At 41.1% G+C, this 20006-nt stretch carries 16 protein-coding genes; 9 read left to right on the forward strand and 7 right to left on the reverse strand.

Annotated elements, in window-relative coordinates:
• Window positions 1-255: 255 nt before the first annotated feature.
• The 3 genes from AC21OG_RS08270 to rodA all read right to left on the reverse strand — a co-directional run bounded on the left by AC21OG_RS08270 (window position 256) and on the right by rodA (window position 3858).
• Window positions 256-1113 (reverse strand): TIGR03915 family putative DNA repair protein, encoded by an 858-nt coding sequence (locus tag AC21OG_RS08270; protein WP_487377671.1) that lies wholly within the window; start codon window positions 1111-1113, stop codon window positions 256-258.
• A gap of 138 nt (window positions 1114-1251) precedes the next feature.
• Window positions 1252-2520 carry a putative DNA modification/repair radical SAM protein gene (locus tag AC21OG_RS08275; RefSeq protein WP_486547442.1) on the reverse strand — a complete coding sequence of 423 codons (1269 nt, stop codon included), beginning with the start codon at window positions 2518-2520 and terminating at the stop codon, window positions 1252-1254.
• A 195-nt stretch (window positions 2521-2715) separates the two neighbouring features.
• A complete protein-coding gene (gene rodA / locus AC21OG_RS08280; protein WP_487377670.1) occupies window positions 2716-3858 on the reverse strand; it encodes a rod shape-determining protein RodA in 1143 nt (380 codons plus the stop codon).
• 427 nt (window positions 3859-4285) lie between these two features.
• On the opposite strand from rodA, the gene AC21OG_RS08285 reads away from it, so the two are divergent.
• Together AC21OG_RS08285 and AC21OG_RS08290 are read left to right on the forward strand one after the other, a co-directional pair.
• The gene (locus AC21OG_RS08285) at window positions 4286-5197 is read left to right on the forward strand and encodes a D-Ala-D-Ala carboxypeptidase family metallohydrolase (protein WP_487377669.1); all 912 of its coding nucleotides are present in this window, start codon (window positions 4286-4288) and stop codon (window positions 5195-5197) included.
• Window positions 5198-5514: 317 nt separating this feature from the next.
• On the forward strand, window positions 5515-6294 hold the full coding sequence (locus AC21OG_RS08290) for a hypothetical protein (RefSeq protein ID WP_487377668.1): 780 nt from the start codon (window positions 5515-5517) through the stop codon (window positions 6292-6294).
• Window positions 6295-6465: 171 nt separating this feature from the next.
• Here the strand turns inward: AC21OG_RS08290 and AC21OG_RS08295 are convergent, their stop codons facing one another.
• Together AC21OG_RS08295 and AC21OG_RS08300 are read right to left on the reverse strand one after the other, a co-directional pair.
• Window positions 6466-8034, reverse strand: coding sequence for a M16 family metallopeptidase (locus AC21OG_RS08295; RefSeq protein ID WP_487377667.1), 1569 nt, complete (start codon window positions 8032-8034; stop codon window positions 6466-6468).
• A 166-nt stretch (window positions 8035-8200) separates the two neighbouring features.
• Complete coding sequence (locus tag AC21OG_RS08300; protein ID WP_487377666.1) at window positions 8201-9778, reverse strand: M16 family metallopeptidase; 1578 nt, start codon at window positions 9776-9778, stop codon at window positions 8201-8203.
• A gap of 715 nt (window positions 9779-10493) precedes the next feature.
• Here AC21OG_RS08300 and mnmG point away from each other — a divergent pair.
• From mnmG to AC21OG_RS08320, 4 genes are all read left to right on the forward strand, one after another.
• Window positions 10494-12389: a tRNA uridine-5-carboxymethylaminomethyl(34) synthesis enzyme MnmG gene (gene mnmG, locus AC21OG_RS08305; protein WP_491185081.1), complete on the forward strand. Its 1896-nt coding sequence runs from the start codon at window positions 10494-10496 to the stop codon at window positions 12387-12389.
• Between the two features lie 145 nt (window positions 12390-12534).
• The gene (locus AC21OG_RS08310) at window positions 12535-12741 is read left to right on the forward strand and encodes a ChaB family protein (protein ID WP_487377665.1); all 207 of its coding nucleotides are present in this window, start codon (window positions 12535-12537) and stop codon (window positions 12739-12741) included.
• Window positions 12742-12759: 18 nt separating this feature from the next.
• Window positions 12760-13839 (forward strand): AEC family transporter, encoded by a 1080-nt coding sequence (locus AC21OG_RS08315; RefSeq protein ID WP_487377664.1) that lies wholly within the window; start codon window positions 12760-12762, stop codon window positions 13837-13839.
• Window positions 13840-13969: 130 nt separating this feature from the next.
• Window positions 13970-14326: a hypothetical protein gene (locus tag AC21OG_RS08320; RefSeq protein WP_487377663.1), complete on the forward strand. Its 357-nt coding sequence runs from the start codon at window positions 13970-13972 to the stop codon at window positions 14324-14326.
• 187 nt (window positions 14327-14513) lie between these two features.
• Here AC21OG_RS08320 and AC21OG_RS08325 read toward each other — a convergent pair whose 3' ends face one another.
• Entirely contained in the window at window positions 14514-15515 is a 1002-nt protein-coding gene (locus AC21OG_RS08325; RefSeq protein ID WP_487377662.1) for an LLM class flavin-dependent oxidoreductase, read from the reverse strand.
• Window positions 15516-15651: 136 nt separating this feature from the next.
• Window positions 15652-16587, reverse strand: coding sequence for a LysR substrate-binding domain-containing protein (locus tag AC21OG_RS08330; protein WP_487377721.1), 936 nt, complete (start codon window positions 16585-16587; stop codon window positions 15652-15654).
• 226 nt (window positions 16588-16813) lie between these two features.
• Here AC21OG_RS08330 and AC21OG_RS08335 point away from each other — a divergent pair, with 226 nt between their 5' ends.
• The 3 genes from AC21OG_RS08335 to AC21OG_RS08345 are packed head-to-tail and all read left to right on the forward strand — an operon-like array spanning window position 16814 to window position 19886.
• Window positions 16814-18706, forward strand: a complete 1893-nt coding sequence (locus AC21OG_RS08335) for an AmpG family muropeptide MFS transporter (RefSeq protein WP_487377661.1) — start codon at window positions 16814-16816, stop codon at window positions 18704-18706.
• Window positions 18707-19588: a peptide chain release factor N(5)-glutamine methyltransferase gene (prmC, locus tag AC21OG_RS08340; RefSeq protein ID WP_487377660.1), complete on the forward strand. Its 882-nt coding sequence runs from the start codon at window positions 18707-18709 to the stop codon at window positions 19586-19588.
• A gap of 28 nt (window positions 19589-19616) precedes the next feature.
• Window positions 19617-19886, forward strand: a complete 270-nt coding sequence (locus tag AC21OG_RS08345) for a hypothetical protein (protein WP_487377659.1) — start codon at window positions 19617-19619, stop codon at window positions 19884-19886.
• Window positions 19887-20006: the final 120 nt, after the last annotated feature.

Below are 20006 nucleotides of genomic sequence, written 5' to 3' on the forward strand. Positions count from 1 at the left end.
GGCTGATTGAGGTGGTTGAAGGACTCGTAAAAGATGGGCGAGTAAAATCCGTAAACGGCAACTAGATAATATACTAAATAGCCTTCTAAATAAAAGCATGTCCAAATAAAATAACTGTTGTCATAAACATAATGGTAAAACCAATGTCTTCCTTATAGAAGGTATAATAATTGAACATTGTCATTTAAAAGCAATCAAAAAACAAGGCGTTTACCGCTCCAGCTTTAAAACGGATACTTTGATCGTTAGACTAAGTTAGCGTTTTTTTGCAAGGTGGGGTGCATTGGGTAGAACTTGCTTTTCACTCAGGTATTTCCAGTAGCGCTGTGGTAAATACTGCTTATGTAAGCGCGGATTTTTACGCTCTTTAATATTGACATTGACGAAGTAGCCTTGCCAAAACTTCTGATATTGTTGCTCTTGTTCGCTGTGCACACTGGCGGGGTTTCTAATGACGTTCTCATCCACGTCAACAATTGTTTGCAGTGGGGCAGGGTGCTTCGCAGTCGACTGTGTCATATCATAAAAAATACCATAGCCCCGTTTTAGATCATAGATAGCCCAGTGCTGGTCTTGATAGCGTTGCCTAAAGTGTTCACCAATGAGAGGCAATACATTAAAGTCAGGCTCAACGCGAGCGAAATAAACATCCTCTTTGGTATGCTCAAATCGAACAAAGGCTTCCATGCGATGCTTTTCTCGGCCGACAGACTTCACCGTTTGCGCTAGCTCCAATACATCCAAATTTCCTAAATCTTGAAGTATATCTCGTTCAGGATAATCGATAGCGTATTTCACCACTTGAAATAAAGTAGTACCAATCGACTCTTTTTCTGATAAAAACCCCCACAATATTTGCCTAACCCCCGACTTACCTAATAAGGTAGTTAACCTATTAAGCACTCTCTGGGCTTTCATGTCATCGACAGTGACATAAGTGGCGGTATCGATTAGCGATGGTACATAGTTTTGACTATCCATAAGCTTTAGGTAGGGATGGCTTTGAAACTTATGTTCATAAACATAAAATACCGCGCTAAGCCAACCCTCGAAGCTGGGTTCGTAGACGATAATAGCTGGTATATTGGGAGATAGGGTAGTGAGTGTGGTCATTGATAGAGTCATTATAAGTCGTGAAAATTATGGCCTATTTTCATCACTAATCAGAAGACACCTATTACAAGATACATATAACAGGACACCTTTAAAAAGATCAGATAACAGGACAAACCATAAAATGCGTTGAAAAATTTAAAATAAAGCCAACTGACCACTGCGCTCGTCTTTAAATTTCGTCTGTGTCTGAGCCAGCACGTATTGACGGAAGTTGTCACGGGTTAGATGCGCAAGATGCTCGTTCTTGCCGGTCGTGGCAATAAAGTATTTTGCACGGTTGACCGCTGCCCCCATTTTTTTGAGATGCTCTAAGGTAATCTGATTAAACTTGCGCGCTTTGACGATTTTTTTCGCCGTCTTAATACCGATACCAGGAATACGCACGATAGACTCATAAGGCGCGTGCTGAATATTGACAGGGAAGTGCTCACGGTGACGGATAGCCCACGCCAACTTTGGATCACATTCCAAATCTAAAAAAGGATCTTCGGGCTCTACAATTTCATGAGCCCCAAACCCATAGAAGCGCATTAACCAATCTGCTTGATATAAGCGATTTTCACGAACCATCGGCACAGGAGTCCCTAATGCTGGCAAACGACTGTCTGATAACATAGGCACATAGCCTGAGTAGTACACGCGTTTTAGATCATATTTTTGATAAAAATGGCTAGATAACTGGATGACTTGAAGATCAGTCTCATTACTAGCACCAACAATCATCTGACTGGTTTGACCCGCTGGGGCAAATTTGGGCGCAGACTTATGCTTTTTACGGCTCTCTTTGATGGTAATAATTTCTTCTTTGACCGTTTGTAAAGGCGCTTGCAACTGGGAGTGGTTCTTTTCTGGTGCCAGTAGCGCTAGACCTGATTTGGTGGGTATTTCGATATTGGCACTGAGACGATCAGCGTATAAACCTGCTTGATAAAGTAGCTCTTTACTGGCACCAGGAATGGTTTTTAGATGAATATAGCCATTAAATCGCTCACGGGTACGAAGCAACTTAGCCACCTCAACCAAGCGTTCCATGGTATGGTCACCACTTTTAAAAATCCCAGAACTTAAGAATAGTCCTTCAATATAATTACGTCTATAAAACTGCATGGTTAACTCAACCACTTCTTCCACGCTAAAAGCAGCACGTGGCGTATCATTACTGCGTCTAGACGTACAATAAGCACAGTCGTAAATACAATGATTGGTTAATAAGATTTTAAGCAAGCTGACGCAGCGACCGTCCTCAGTATAACTGTGGCAAATCCCTGTTTTTGAGGCATCACCAAGACCGCCACCTTGGTTTTTACGATTACCACCAGAGGATGAGCAGGACACATCGTATTTGGCAGCATCAGCCAAAATATTGAGTTTACCTTGCAACCTTTCGTAATTAATTGAACCCATACTACCGTGTTACCTATAAAATTTTAATAATTTATGATAACAAATTGTTAAGTAAATACGTGTAATAACCAGTATGAGTTTGATTCTAAACGACAGTTAGTGTCGTGTGCATTGAACAATTAAGTATTCATTATTTAAATAGTGATTAATTAAATATTGAATAATCAGGAATGTCGTTTATAGACCCTTTAAAAGCTATTTAGTATTATGAGTATAGACAGACATTAATAGCCCGAAGCCCGCCATCAAAGTAATGACAGCAGTACCTCCATAACTAATCAAAGGCAAAGGCACGCCGACAACGGGTAATATGCCACTGACCATACCAATATTGACAAACACATAGACAAAAAAGGACATGGATATGGCGCCTGCAAGAAGTCGGCCATAAGTATGTACATGTATTGAGGAAATAAATAGAGAACGAACAAGGATACACGCATAAATAAATAGTAGAGCACTCACCCCTAATAACCCAAATTCTTCTGAAAAGGCGGCAATAATAAAGTCAGTATGTCCCTCAGGAAGGAAGTGTAAATGAGACTGTGTCCCTTCAAGATACCCTTTGCCAGTCAGACCTCCAGATCCAATGGCTGTCTTAGACTGAGTGATATTCCACCCAGCACCTAACATATCCGCCTCAGGGTTTAATAGTGTTAATACCCGTTGCTTTTGATAGTCGTGCATAAAGAACATCCAGCCTGCCCAGACCATAGGAATCATCAATCCGATCGCAGAACCGATCATCCACCATGGAAGCCCTGCCAAAAACAGAACAAAAAAACCACTGGCAGCAACCAGTAAAGAGGTACCTAAATCAGGCTGGCTTGCGATAAGAAATACCGGGACCATGATGAGAGCTAATGTCACACATACCGTTACAATATCAGGCGGCAAGTCTCGACGCGACAGATACCACGCACACATCATCGGCAATCCAAGCTTCATAAATTCTGAAGGTTGAACACTGCCAAACCCTGGTATTCCTATCCAGCGCCGTGCGCCCATGCGAACCTCGCCGATTAAATCTACCAGTATCAGTAGGACGAGGCCGATAATATAAAAAATCGGGGTTAAGTCTCGATACAGGCTTGGCGGAATTTGTGCCATACCTATCATGACGACAAAGGCAATGCCATAGCTCACCATCTGCCGAGTAACCATTGATACATCTTGCGTAGAGGCGCTGTATAAAATAGTCAAACCGATAAAGCAGACTGTCAAAAGCAGCAACATGAGCCAAGGATCAATATGAATACGTTCCCAAATACTGGGATTTTCATCACGCCCAAAATGGTGGGTTTGACGAGAAAATCGGTACTGTTGTTGCTTTGACATAAGTAGTGGTTTCAAGTAAGCGAGGAGGATTACAATGGATTAGAATATAGAGACTAAGCCACAATTAATAAAAGGTAAAAGGCTTAGAACGTTTAAGCGAATAGTTTAATACACCCCACAGGTGAAAAAATAAAATTGATAGCGATATAGCAATTTGTATAAACTCGAGCAATAGTGCAGCAAGGTATTAGTGACTATAGTTTAGCGTGACTTGATCAAATTTGATAGTATCGTAATGCGAATTTGATAATATCTTAAAACGAGAATAGCATCTTATTCAATAACAATAATAGCTTAACTGGCACCTGTCACTACATATGACTATTGACACTTTATGTTAGCCGTCATATCAACCTTAGATACTGTCCTTATCAACTTTGACGTTATTGACCATATTGACCTATAGATTACTGGAAATTAGAAAGCTATGAGCTGTTACTTAAAGACGTATTTAGGCCTTTTTACCGTTGCGACTGCTGCCCTATTAGCGGGCTGTACTGCCCCAAATCATAAGCCTAATCCAAATTATAAACCTGGTGTAAGTATCCATGAACAACGAACCATAGGATCTTCAAGTGTTATTTATCCTGATAGTCGCAACAATATTGCTAAAAATAGGCAAGTTAGCAGCCCAAAAGCTAACTCAGATAGCATTGGGGTCTTAATTCGAGATGCTGAAGAAGAGTATGAATCTGACCATTTAACGATAGAGCAAAATAGACGAATAGATACCTCTAACAGCTCTTCATACTCTTATCCAAGTTCAGCATTAGACACCACTTTAGCTTATAAACAGTGGTTAAATAGGAGTGCTTACAGAGCCGGTGAAGTCACACAATATTTGCGTTATTTAAATGATTATATTGGTCGATCAGAGGTGCCACCTCCTGAACAGCTATTGTCAACAGCACGCAGCTGGGAAAAATGTGGCTATGAGCAATTTCAGTTGCCGCCTCGCGAGTTATGGCCAAATATGGTAGGAACGGTTCAGTTGTACGATGAGTTAAAAAGGCAAGGGGTGATACCTGCTAGTGCCGAAATACGTTCAGCGTATCGCTCTCCTGATCTAAATGCTTGTGCGGGCGGCGCACGTGGTAGTAAGCACATGACTAATGGTGCTATCGATATTTGGGTTCCCGAATATGAAGGCCAGCCTTGGCTAAACAGTATATTGCAAGACAGACTATGCCAGTTCTGGTCAGCCCGTGGTGAAAGTTACGACTTCGGACTTGGACTGTATTCAACTGGTGCTATTCATATAGACACTCAAGGCTATAGATATTGGGGTACTCAAAACTCTAGGTACGACTCACCGTGTCGTTATCTAAATTCAAATTAAGTTATTTACTTAACTCAATCTAAGTTTATGTTAATTTCTATTACATTTATGTAAAATAGGTGTATAATATGTTTTATTCATCAAAACAAGGTTTTTTTAGTAAAAAACCTTGTTTTGACAATAGCCTAGTTTTAGCGATGATTGACATAGTCACGCATGAGGTCATGCTATTTTCTTAATGCTCCGTCATATGAAATTTTCTTTTATTACCCGCTAGCACTTGCTTATCCATTGTCAGGCAATATAAGGCTAATGATCAGAAATATTGTGATTGATTTTAAGAAGCACAGAGGGCATATATAATTAAGGAATTTGAGTTGAAATTAAGATCGTGTTATCAGGCTATTTTTATACCTATCATTGCATTGGTTATTACCAGCTGCGACCAAGTCGATACACTTTTTGGAAATCATAACAATAATAACGAATGGCAGGATATCTCTGACTTAGGTTTACCTACCTTAGCGACAAATAAACTCACAAGTTTTGAAAATGTAGACTCGGTAGGGTCTGTCAAATTGCACTCAATAAATAGTCACGATACTGATTTACAAAGCACTGTTTCACAAAACGTTGATTCTCATAGCAAGGATTCAATGGACAGTCATTTTCAAAATAATACAATGGGCACTCAGTTAAGTAGCCATTTAAATAGTTTTGAGTCCAGTGGTATTGGTATGAGTGATGCAGGTTCTAACGCGACTCATTTGAACAATACACAGTCATACACCAATGATACCGGTGATAATAAAACATTATTATTGGATAAAGCGCAATTGCTTGATGAACAAGCTAAAAAATGTCCAAAAAAACTTGAGTTAAAAATTGACTCAAACTTTATACAACGCAATCACGATGTCTTGATTAATAATTATTGCGATTATTATTTGTATCCCAGTAAAGGTCAAACAATAATGGTAGGGGTTAGTCCAAATCAGATGGAAGCCTACTTAATTTCGCCGCAAATACATGATTTTGAAAATGGTTGGTTTAAAGTGAAGCAAAACGATGCGCACATCATTCGTGTTGAATTTACAGGCTACAAGTATCACTCTACACCGATGAATTACAATCTTAAGGTGACAATCGAAAGTTAAGCCTTATTGTTCAACTAAAGTGTCTGGTAATTGAGCGTCTAAAAAAGGTAGTATGATGATGGACTGTAACATGACATTTAGGCGCGTCCTGTTTAATAAATAAATATCTAAAGGCACCATAAAACGCACTATAAAAAAAGAAACCTGATTAGGTTTCTTTTTTTATAGGTATTACTTCGTCTGTTTAGGCTTGCCAACTGTAACAATAATAAATTTATCAGGGTTCAATGTCTGTCTTAACGTTTGATTGACATCCTCAATAGATGTTTTCTCAATTCGGTTGATGTACTCGCTGACAAAGCTGTCAGGCAGCTTATTAAAATTGATACCACCTAGCATGCCATTAATAGCGGCATTACTTGAGAAACCCATAGGATAACTGTTAATCAAGTTTTCTTGGGTCAGCTTAAATTCCTGTGGTGTTATGCCATTTTCTAAAGTATTCGTCACGGTCTCTAAAGTCGCTTGAATGGCTTCGTCTGCCTTCTCATTACGCGATGAAAAGCTGATGGTATAAGGACCTTGTACTTGCATAGGCGTCATATTGCCATATATGCCATAGGTATAACCCAGCTCTTTACGTACTTTACCCATCAAACGAGAGTTAAATCCTGAGCCTGCCAATACCTCATTGCCTATACTAAACTCAGTGCCTCGTTGCATTGATTCTGGATCCGCTTTTATGCGGTAACCCAATTGTCCAATCACCACTGATGTTTGGTCACTATCAAAATCGACATGCAACGTTTTGCTGTGTTTGATAGGTGTAGGGTCGGGTAATTTGGGGGCAGGCTTGCCTTGGGGTAGCTGTTTAGTAGCGAGTTCAGCAACTTGTTTGGCTTGAGCTAAGCTTAAATCACCCGTGATACTCAAACTGGCGTTTTGCGCTACCAAATACGTATCGTGAAACTTCTTTAAATCAGTAGTTTCAATGTTAGGAATACTGTCAACCTGTCCATAAGACGAGTGTGCGTAAGGATGATTGCCGTACAGTGCTTGACTAAAGGTTGTGCTAGCGATGTAGGCAGGGTTTTGCTGCATTTGTTTAAGACCTAATATCTGCTGAGCTTTAGATCGCTGTAGTACCTGCTCATCGAATCTTGGTTCATTTAGCATACTACTCATTAGTGTCAACGCAGGAGTGAGATGCTCATCATCCGATAAGCTGCGGAGGCTGACCACAAACTGATCTTTATAAGCACCACTATTTAGCTCAATACCTAACTGCTCTTCAGCTTCTGCAAACTGTGTCTCATCAAGCTGTTTGGTGCCTTTAGTCAACATGCCTGCGACCATACTGGCAAGTCCAAATCCATTTTTTCGAATGCTCTCATCTCGGGCGCTACCGGCATTAAAACGTATATCAAGATCGACAATTGGTAATTGATTGGTTTGAAAAAAGATAACCGGTACCCCGTTACTGGTTTTGAAATGTTTGAATTCGGGTATTCTCATATCCAGCTTTTTGTCGGATTTTAAGCTGGTTAAGTTATCTACAGCTTGGATGGGCTGAGTTAAGTCCACATCAGCAGCTGTATGTTCACCGGCCGGTGTATTAGGAGTCGCAGCATTGGCATTTAAGCTATTGATACTAACTGTGGTTAATAAAGCAGTCAATATCGCTGTTTTTAGGACTGTTGCTTTTAATGTTAATGATTGTGCTTTTACTGGTTTTGATCTTGTTGATTGTATTTTTAAAGTAGGTTTTACTCTTAAATAAGCTAAGGGGTCAAGTTTCATAACAAATCCATCAGTGGTTTTAATAATAAAAGACGCATCAATGTGGTGTGTTTTAAAGTAATGTGTGTTCTAACGTAAGGTTATTATGTCGCACATCCAAGCCATATTAATTCAAATTATGCTAATTTAAATCTTATAGTTGACCTAGTTTAATTAGATTGAGGGTTCAGTTAGCTTGAGCTGGCTCTACATGCATCACCGTTAAATTGTCTTTCACCAAGTACTTATTCGCAATGGCATTAATATCGTCACTAGTGACTTGAGCCAGCTTATCAGATAAGGTGGTAATTAAACGGTCGTCAAGACCACGTACTTGCATACTGCCTATCATGTTAGCTTGACCGGCCACACTGTCTTGAGAAAAAACAAATCCTTTGACCACATTATTTCGAGCACGTTCAAGCTCTTGTTGGCTTATCTTTTCAGTTTTAAATCTGTCTATCTCTTTGATAATTGCTTGTTGCGCTTGTGCAAGACTAACTCCTTCGCGAGGCGTCGCTTGAATCATATACAGACCATCTCCGCGCTCAAAAATACTGTAGTAAGCGACCACTGAGGCAAGCGTTCCTTGTTCACGAATTAGATTTTTTTCAAATCGTGCTGCTAATCCGCCATCCATCAAATATTGTAACATCAATAACTCATAGGCTTCTTTTTCAGGTACATTCGCAACTTTTGTGCTTAGCAAGGTTGGAACGTTATATCCCATCATTAAGGTTGGTACATTGACAGACTCAAGTAAGGTTTTTTCCTGATAGCCACGCCATCCACGCTGCTGAACAGAAGGACGCTGGGGCAGGGTCTTACGATCGATTTGACCAAAATATTGCTTAACCTTTTTTAAGGTATCATCTGGGTTGACATCACCGACAATTACTAAGGTTGCATTGTTTGGTGCATACCAGGTTTTATACCACTTCTCTAGATCTTCGATAGAGGTGTTGCTAATTTCATCCATTGGCCCAATGATGGACTCTCCCTTAGGGCTATCTGGTAGAGCTAGCTTACTAAACTTTTCGAAGGCTCTGGCCAAAGGGTTATCATCAGTACGTTGACGGCGCTCCTCCATAACCACATTACGTTCTTGAGCAAACTCATGCACAAATTCATCACTGTCAAAGCGTAAGTTAATCATACGATCTGCTTCTAGCTCTAAAGCCAGATCCAGACGATTGACAGGAAACATCTCATAGTAGCCGGTGTAGTCATAACTGGTAAACGCATTGTGATCGCCGCCATATTTAGCGATGAGTCTATCAAAATCTGAGCCAGATACTTTTTTAGTTCCTTTAAACATCATGTGTTCAAGAAGGTGGGAAATACCACCTTTATTATCAGGCTCATCGGTCGAGCCTACCCCGTACCAAATCTGAGCCATGGCGACAGGCGATCTATGATCTTCTTTGATAATGACTTTTAACCCATTTTGTAGCTGATACTCATGGCGACTAGCGTCTGCTGCAAACTTAGGTTTAGTGTCGCCTGTCAGTTCTGAGCGAGACTCACTATTGGAAGTAGAATTATTGCTATAACTTGGAACACTGCTCGATGAAGACTGAGTTGAATGATTGGTGCTTGATAAGGTATTGCACGCCGTAAGTGCGGAAACTGTAAAAGCCATCCATAAGCTGCGCTTTAAAACATTAAAAGAGATCGCACGAGGTATGACATAATTTAATAGGTTAGAGGAGGGTATTAAGGCAGGTCGTTTAATTTCTAGATTTGATATAACAGTGTTTTTCATGCAGTCCTCAATATAGAAATAGTATAGCCTTATATTATTTCAACATTTAAGTCAAAAAGGCAACCTAAGCTACAATAGTCCTATAATAATTCTATATTTTCTCAATATTTAGGTATCGTTTTGAATACAGTAAGTATAAAGCATAAGAGTTAACCTACCTTTATTATCTTCACATTAGTTTTCAAGTTAATGTGAACAAATAAATGTCAACAAGTTACTGTGAACGAGCTAAAGTTTGCATAGTGACTATGGTGCGACTATGGCTATTTAATACCTTGTTTTTAAAATAAGTTATCTTTATCGGCAGGCCTTTGACAAGCTTGTTGAAACTACTATTTTAGCTTGATATGTCGTAATGGCACTCACTTTCATTGATAAGTGAATGACTAGATTTGGTATTGCATTATCATTGCTCGACTATTGTAACTGCTCAAATTCTGTTATAATTGCCTGTTATTCTATTTTCCAGTAACACAAGTTTCGAGTGACTCAAGTTTCAAGTGACTCAAGGTTTTATAATTCTCTCAATGCTAAATTATTGCTAAGCTAAGGCTGTTAACGATTTTTACTCACTTCCTTAACTGACGATCTTTTGCAAACAGCATTTATCTTTTCATCCTCTATACAGTCAACCGCAAGCGAGGCATCTGTTATGTCACCAAATACTAGTTCACTAAATAGTGGGTCATCAATGACCACATCGCATAGTGCTGGTATCACATATCCAAAATCCTATGACGTCGTTGTCATTGGGGGAGGACATGCGGGTACAGAAGCGGCGCTGGCGGCAGCACGGATGGGTGCTCAGACTTTATTGTTGACCCATAATATAGAAACATTGGGGCAGATGAGCTGTAACCCTGCCATTGGCGGTATTGGTAAGTCACATTTGGTGCGTGAAATTGATGCCTTAGGTGGCGCCATGGCATTGGCGACCGATAAAGCTGGTATACAGTTTCGGGTCTTAAATAGTCGAAAAGGGGCCGCAGTTCGTGCCACTCGTGCCCAAGCGGATCGTATTTTATATAAAGCGGCTATTCGCCATACGTTAGAAAACCAGCCTAATCTTGATCTATTCCAGCAAGGCGCGGACGACATTCTTGTGGAAAATGGTAAGGCCTGTGCGGTAGTGACCTCTACTGGTATTATTTTTAAAACCAAAACCGTTGTTTTGACGTCAGGTACCTTCTTAGGTGGTGTCATTCATATCGGTATGGATAATTCTAAAGGGGGGCGCGCCGGTGATCAGCCGTCTATTAAGCTTGCTGAGCGTTTACGTGAATTGAAGCTGCCAGTAGGACGCTTAAAAACAGGCACGCCCGCCCGTATTGATGCACGTAGTGTTGACTTTAGTGTGATGAAGGTTCAGCCTGGTGATACACCCCTGCCTGTCATGAGCTTTATGGGGCATGGGGATATGCACCCTGAGCAGGTTAACTGTTATATTACCCATACCAATGAGAAGACGCATGACATTATTCGTCAGCATCTTGATCGTTCGCCTCTATTCTCAGGTACGATCGAAGGGGTAGGGCCACGCTATTGTCCTTCTATTGAAGATAAAATACATCGCTTTGCGGATAAAGATAGTCATCAAATATTTGTTGAGCCAGAGGGTTTAACCACGAATGAGCTGTATCCAAATGGCATTTCAACCAGTTTGCCGTTTGATGTGCAAATTGAGTTTATCCGTACGATGGCGGGCTTTGAAAATGCCCATGTGACGCGTCCAGGATATGCCATTGAATATGATTATTTTAACCCACAAAACTTAAAGCCGACGCTTGAAACTAAGTCAATTGATAGCTTGTACTTTGCTGGTCAGATTAATGGCACGACAGGCTATGAAGAGGCCGGTGTACAGGGTCTTCTCGCTGGTATAAACGCTGCGTTATCGACTCAAGATAATCCAGTCATGGACAGCTGGACACCGCGTCGTGATCAAGCTTATTTAGGTGTATTGGTCGATGACTTAATAACTTATGGCACAAAAGAGCCATATCGTATGTTTACCAGTCGCGCAGAATATAGACTGCTACTACGTGAGGATAATGCCGATCAGCGGTTAACCGAAATAGGCCGTCAGCTTGGGTTGGTTGATGATAATCGCTGGGAGGCTTATCAACAAAAGATGGAGTCTATCGCAACGGAATCTGCGCGTTTAAAAGATATGTGGGCAACACCGAACAATGAGCTGGGTAAAAAGTTTGCTGAGCGAACAGGTGAGGTTCTATCAAAAGAAGCCACGGCTTACGACTTATTAAAACGACCTAAAGTAGGATTTGATGATATCGCTACCATAACGGGTGCCGAGGTGGCGTCAGATGTGGGTGAGCAGATCGAGATATCGGTTAAATATGCCGGATATATTGATCGTCAGCAAGAAGATATCGATCAAATGAAGCGCCTAGAAAATACTGAGCTTCCTGACGACTTTGATTATAGTGTGGTCTCTGGACTGTCCAATGAGATTGTACAAAAGCTCAATGAGATTCGCCCTGCCACCTTAGCTCAAGCTGGCCGAATTAGTGGAGTTACCCCAGCAGCTATCCAGCTATTGGGTATGACCTTGAAAAAACAGCGCAAAGCGATGGCTGCCATTACTTCTTAGATGACTGGGATTTTTAGTTGACTGTATTTATTAGTTGATAGGGTTTAATCTCTTAGTTTCTGACGCAGCTCGCTATTTTTATAAATTGATGCTTTAATCATTAGCTGCTTCCATAATTAGCTACTTCCCCTAAAAGGAGTCAAAAATGCCTTATGATAAGCTTTCAGATCTGCCAGATCAGGTCAAGGACAACTTACCCAAGCATGGACAAGAGATATTCCTTGCCGCTTTTAATAGTGCCTCTGAGCAATATGATGACGAGTCACGTTGGTTTGCAACGGCTTGGGCTGCTGTCGAAAATGTCTATGAGAAAAATGACAAGGGTGACTGGGTAAAAAAAACAAGACCATAAATAGATAGTGAGCGATGTATGATTGACGCTATTGTCTTTGCCTTAAATATTGTATTGCCTAACCTGTTTTTAATGGGGTTAGGCTTTTTTATGCAAAGACACGGCCATATTAGTAGAACCTTCGTCGACGAAGCTTCTAAATTAGTTTTTAATTACGCATTACCCTGTCTACTTTTCTTTAGCGTGACACAAAGTCATGTTGACTTTATGCAGCAAATCAATCTGATTATTGCAGGGTTTGTGGTGACCTTGCTGTTATTCTTTGGCGCAGAATGGTACGCCAAACAGTTCATCGAGAGAGCAGAAGACAAGGGCGTTTTCGTACAAGGCGTCTTTCGCAGTAATATGGGTATTATAGGTCTCGCAACAGTTGCCAATGCCTATGGTTCTCAAGGGGTGAGCGTGGGTGCGGTATATATGGGGATATTGACCCTTGTATTTAATATACTGGCGGTCATCACCCTTAGCCGAACGGCAGTTGAGAATACAACGGCTAAGCAGTCTAGTGAGTCTGACAATACTAAACGCACGGTTAATGTTAATTCTGCACATAGCAATAGCAATAGCAATAGCAACAAAACCCGTCAATTTGTGACCTCAGTACGTTCTTCACGCTGGATACTATTGGTGCAGAAGATGCTCACCAACCCGTTGATTATCGCTTTAGTCGTGGCATTTAGTTATAAAGCACTGGCATCAAGTGTCTCATTTGTGGGTCTACCCAATGTCATCACTCAAACGGGCGAATTTTTATCCGCATTGGCGTTACCTTTAGCCCTTATTTGTGCTGGGGCGACGCTCGATGTCCGCTCAATGCTCAATCTATCAGGCTTATCGATGCAAGCCAGTATAGGCCGTATCGTTATTGCGCCACTCTTGGCTGTCGGAGTGGGGCTAGGTTTTGGTCTGACAGGTGTGCACATGGGGGTGTTGTTTTTGATGGTGGCGTCTCCAGCGGCAGCAGCAAGTTATGTAATGGCAAAAGCAATGGGGGGAAATGAGGTGTTGGCGGCGAATATTTTGGCATTTACCACCGTGGTGTCATTATTTGCTATGGCGATAGGCGCAGCTATATTACGTGGATTAGGATTATTGTAGTCTTGTGTTTAAACCTTGGAGGTGATACAGTCTCAAGCTTGGCCAGAGTGACAGTCTCAGCAAGTCTGGCTCAGCAGGTTTCGCTTAAAAGGTTTGACTCAATAGGTATATGGATAAAGTAGCGACAATTATGATAAAGAATTTCGGCACCTCTGTGTGCATAGCCAGTGTACTGATGGCATTGGCTTTTACAGCACACGCAGTGCCTACTATTCCGACTAGCGAAGTTATCTTTATCAAAGGTAGCGACTGTGGCCTTTATAAGGGTGATTTAACCTCTGGTAGATTATTCACACTTGAGATAAAAGCCAATCAAAAATTAGTGGTAAAAACTGAAGGCCATGTGCAGAGTGTGGTAGATAGCAAAGGCAAAGTGCTTAAAGATCAAGGCGGATCAGATTACCGCTATGTGAGTCAACATTCTGGTACTCATACCATAAAGATGGTAGGTCGCAATATAACTGAAGTAGAGTTTTGCGTGCTCTAATATTACTCATTATTTATTGAAATAGATATAAAAAGCCACCGATACAAAAATCGGTGGCTTTTTTTCTTTTTAATTAGGAACGTAATATCAAATCTACAAATTAACTTATCGATGATGGCGAGTGCCACCGCTAATAATGGAAGGTTTAGTGAGCCTGATAAAGATAGGTTGTTTTATACAAAAGGTATTATTGATTTAGATCAAACAACTCAAGTTTAGGCACCAGATCAAGTGACTGTAAGCGGGCTTGTTGGTCGTATATATTAGCAGTAACCATAAGCTCATCAGGCTGATGTTCTTCAATAAAGTGTTGAAGTAAGGGTCGAACATGAGGTACGGAACCAATAAACGAGATGGCTAAAGCGTCCTCTACCATTGCCTTTTCAGGTGCACTCCATAAGTTGTCCATTGACTGAACGGGTTTTGGTATTTGTCCTCGCTCACCACGACGTAAACGCACAAAGCTCTGCTGAGCCGACGTAAAGTGGTAGTGTGCCGTGTCATCATCGTCAGCAAGGAGCAGGTTGGCCGCTAACATGACATAAGGCTTATCTAAATACGGGGAGGGTTTGAAATTATCCCGATAAGCCTTTAAAGCGTGGGTCATCATACGCGGGGCAAAATGGGAGGCAAACGCGTAGGGCAGTCCTAGTTTAGCCGCAAGTGTCGCACCAAAAAGGGATGACCCTAATATCCAGATAGGCACTTGACTGTGAGCTCCTGGAAAAGCTTGAACCGGACTGCTATCCGAGTCACTGCCTAAAAAGAACAGCAGCTCCTGCACATCTTGCGGGAAGCGCTCAGCATCCTGCATTTGACGGCGAAGCGCAGTAAAGGTTGCGCCATCTGTACCCGGCGCACGGCCTAAGCCTAAATCAATACGGTCTCCATATAAGGCTTGAAGCGTACCAAATTGTTCAGCAATTATCAGTGGCGCATGGTTAGGTAGCATGACGCCACCTGAGCCAATACGTATCTTGCTGGTTTTGGCACCAATATGGGATAGTAACACTGACGTTGCGGCACTGGCAATTCCTGGCATATTATGATGTTCTGCCATCCAGTAACGGTTTAGTCCTATGGACTCTGCCTTTTGTGCCATCTCAACGGTATTAGCGACACCTGTTGAGATAGGGTGACCTTCTGGGACAGGTGCAAGATCAAGAAAGGATAGCGGTATTTTAGTCATAATTTATCCATTATCCATTAATATGGAGGTTATATTGTCATCGTTATAGCTATGATATGACTGTGTACCGCTAAAGTTTCAAGAGGATAGGGGCTAAAATTAATAAATCATAAAAGAATGAATCCGAACTGCTATATTAAGATTTATCATCAAACTGCGCTTGGCATAGCTTGATAAATGCCTTACCAAAATGGCGGATTTCGGCATCATCCCTTACGGCTATCCAACTGGTAAAGCGGCCAAAGTGATCAATAGGAATGGCAGTTAGGCTTTGGTAATGGCTGGGTTCGAATGCCATCTCTGCGATAATACCAACGCCCAATCCTGCGCCAACGTAAGTGCTGATCACATCAGCATCTAAGGCCGCTAATACGATATCAGGCTCTAGACCGGCCTCATGAAAGGTCTTATCGATAGCACCACGACCCGTAAAGCCGCCATGATAGGTCACTAGGGGATAGCTTGCTAAGGTAGGTAAGTCGATAGTATCTAGACCAGCCAGCTCATGGTCTTTTGGTACAATAACTCGATGAGACCAGTCATAATAGCGATAGCATCTGAGGTAGGCGTTTTGTAATAAAGATTCAGTAGCAATACCAATATCTGCCTGACCGCGTATAACCATATTAGCAATGGTCTCAGGATCGGCCTGTTGTAATACCAACTGTACTTTAGGGAATTGTTTTTTAAATTGTTTAATAATGTCAGGCAATACGTAGCGCGCTTGGGTATGAGTGGTCGCCAAGGTTAACGTGCCTGTTTGCGGATTGTTATAATCAAGGCTAATATTTTCGATGGTACGTATTTCCGTAAAAATGGCCTCAATATGGGGCAACAGTGCCTCACCCACAGGAGTTAGTCCAGTCAGGCGTTTGCCCTGACGTACGAAGACTTCTGCCTTTAGTTGGCTTTCTAGTGCCGAGATATGTTTGGATAAGCTTGATTGGCTAGTGTGTAAAACGAGTGCCGCTTGACTTAAGTTATAGCCGTTTATGACGGTATGCCAGACCGTTTCTAATTGCTTAAGTTGAATTTGTAAGTGTCTTTGGTTGACGACCACATCAATTGCCATAAAGATATCCTGTTGCAAGCTCAAAATGAAAAGCCAATTAAAAGCATAAGACTAAAGTAGGGGGTAATTTTAAGGAATTATAAACACATATTCCAATCATTATACCGTTATTTAAGCGGTTATTACTATTCGTAGCTTTATATATGCCAGATGCGATACTGCTAGTCAATTCTGTCATTCTCAAGTAATATAACTATTTTCTGTTTTTTAAAATGATAGGTCTGCTATGTCTGTATCGACCCCTTCTAATACTACTCATTCTCAAACTGAGCTCACTGCGCCTCCTAAAAAGTCATGGATAGCGTCTTTAAAGGCTTTTAAAGACATACGCGTATTAATCATGTTCTTTTTAGGCTTTGCAGCAGGTCTTCCTATCATGCTGATATTTTCAAGCTTAGGGCTTTGGCTCAATGAGGCAGGGGTTGATCTAAGTATTATTACCATGTTTAGCTGGGCGGGACTGGGCTATGCGTTTAAGTTTATTTGGTCACCATTAATCGATGCGATACCCTTACCGATATTAACGAAGTGGCTTGGTCGACGACGGGCGTGGATGGTGGTGTCACAGTTGTTGATCGTATTGGCAATATATCTTATGGCCAGTATTAACCCGGTTGAGCAAAGTGTACTGAGTATCATGGCAGCAGCCGCGGTATTATTAGGTTTCTCAGCAGCCACACAAGATATTGTCATTGATGCGTATCGTATTGAACTTGCACCCCCTGAGATGCAGCCGGTGTTATCCTCTATCTATGTGACGGGTTATCGAATCGGTATGATTGTGGCAGGGGCAGGGTCGTTATATCTGGCGGTATTTTTTGGTTCAACCGAGACCCAGTATAGCTATGTGGCGTGGAGAAATACCTATTATGTGATGGCGGTGATTATGACATTGCCCTTGCTGACGACGTTTGCAGGGTATGAGCCGACCGCACAGATTTTACAAGTTAATAAACAGCAGCGTAATTTAAAATTATTCTTTATATATTCAGCCTTATTGTTGGTACCTGGGACGCTATTTGGTCTGCCTTATTTAGTGGAAACGTTATACAACAGATTATCGGATAGCAGTATCGTCATTATTCCTCTATCCATTTATCCCATACTAAAAAACTACTTTGCGGTGATCATTGGTTTTGCCCCACTTTTGCTATTGTTTTTTATGGCAAATCAATCAAAAATTATTAATAAAGCGCCGACTGTGACTGAGTCACGCAATGACTACGTTAGATTGGTGTTAGTGTTTATATTGTCCATTATTGTGTTTATATACGGCTATCGGTTATTTGGCCAGATACAGCCGGTATTTGAGGATGCGCTAGCGAAGTTCTTAATGGCTACTCTACGCTTATTGATAAGTTTAGCGCTGGCGCTAGTAACAGGCTTTTTGTTGGTCAAAGTCGGCTTGGTTAAAAAAGAAGTGGCGATGGCAACGTGGATCAATCCGATTATTGACTTCTTTCGCCGCTATGGTAAAAAAGCGCTCTTATTGTTGGCATTAATTGGCTTGTATCGTATTTCAGATATTGTTGCAGGCGTAATCTCCAATGTCTTCTATCAAGAAATGGGGTTCACCAAGACGCAAATTGCTGATGCGGTTAAACTTGTCGGCGTGATAATGGCCATAGTAGGTGGCTTCTTAGGGGGTATGCTTGCCCAGCGACTTCGTGTGATGCAAGTGATGATGATCGGTGCCATTATGGCCTCAGCCACCAACTTATTATTCATTCTGCTCACTTACCATCAAGGTAGTGTCGAGTATATGTATTTTGCGGTTATTTTAGATAATCTGGCATCGGGCTTTGCCAGTATGGTGTTTATTGCGTTTTTGTCCGCCTTAACCTCTATTAAATTTACGGCGGTGCAATATGCCATTTTCTCATCGTTAATGACGCTCATTCCAAAGGTGATAGGGGGTTACTCAGGGGCAATTGTTGAGGTGACAAGCTGGCCGTTCTTCTTTACATTTACCTTCTTAATTGGCATACCCATACTGCTTCTGATTTACCTCGTTGATAAATATATTGTCATTGGTGGTAATGACGATATATATGGTGATAAGGAGTTAGTTAGTGATAAGGTATTATCTGATCAGTCTGACAATAAAGCCTCTTCATAGATGAAGGATGTTGAAGCTGTGTCCGAAAAAGCTGTCACTATTAAGCAGATCAAGCAGACTCCCTATGCTGCTCTGCCTACGCATTGGGTAACTGACTGGCTATTACATGTTCTACATAAGCCAGCCTCATTTTTAATCACGGATGGCGATTATATATTAACCTCAGATGAACTAGCACAGTTTGACGCAGGTATAGCCAAGATGCAGGCTGGCACGCCATTGGCTTATTTAACGGGGAAACAAGAGTTTTGGTCTCTCGAATTTGAGGTCAATGAACATACGTTGATTCCAAGACCCGATACAGAGGTTTTAGTTGAACAAGTTTTGGAATGGATTGGTAATAATGTCTTGGATAGTAATAAGATTCAAAGACGGCTTCTCGATTTAGGTACTGGATCAGGTTGTATAGCGATTAGTTTAGCTTTAGAGCTGACTAATCAATATCCAAATCAATGGCAGGTAATGGCGATTGACTATTCTAAAGAAGCGTTAGAAGTTGCTAAACGTAATGCAGAGCTTAACAAAGTAACTAATATTGAATTTGCACTAAGTGACTGGTTTTCAGCAATTGAGCCAGATTGTAAGTTTGCGGTTATCGTCTCAAACCCACCTTATATTGATAGTGATGACACCCATTTAAATCAACTTCAAGCGGAACCTGTAACCGCTTTGGTAGCTGATGATAGCGGTCTAGCGGATATCAAACTAATATGCGCGCAAGCTAAATCATATCTCGTTAGCGGTGGATTGTTGGCAATCGAACATGGCTATGACCAAGGTGGCGATGTCCGTGAAATTTTTAATAAAGATGGATATACTCACGTAAAAACGATCCAAGATTATGGGGGTAATGACAGAGTCACAATGGGTGTATATTATTGATAATACTATTAAATAATTGGAGGTTTATATGAATATTAAACAAAAACCACTCTTTATAGTCATATTATCAATGCTCACATTAAGTGGCTGTTCAACGATTCAATCTTGGGAGGAGGAGGTAAGAGCAAAATCCCCCACGAATTTTGTTAATACTGATCCCTATACCGATCCAAATGCTGAACGTCCGTCTACTTTTATAACAAATCCAGAACCTAATAGACTTGTTGAAGAATATAGACTTAAGGAGTTGACTAAAAACGAGAAATTCGACTCTGATCATTTGCAAAAAATAGAATAAAATAGTCATTAGTCAATGAAGTTAAAGTCTTGTCTTTAATATTCTTTACCCCATTCTCAACTTAATAGCTGGCAATATTAATATCTGAATGATGAGCAGTGCTTTTAGTTCATCTATTGA

This window comes from Psychrobacter sp. CX5 (assembly GCF_057621535.2).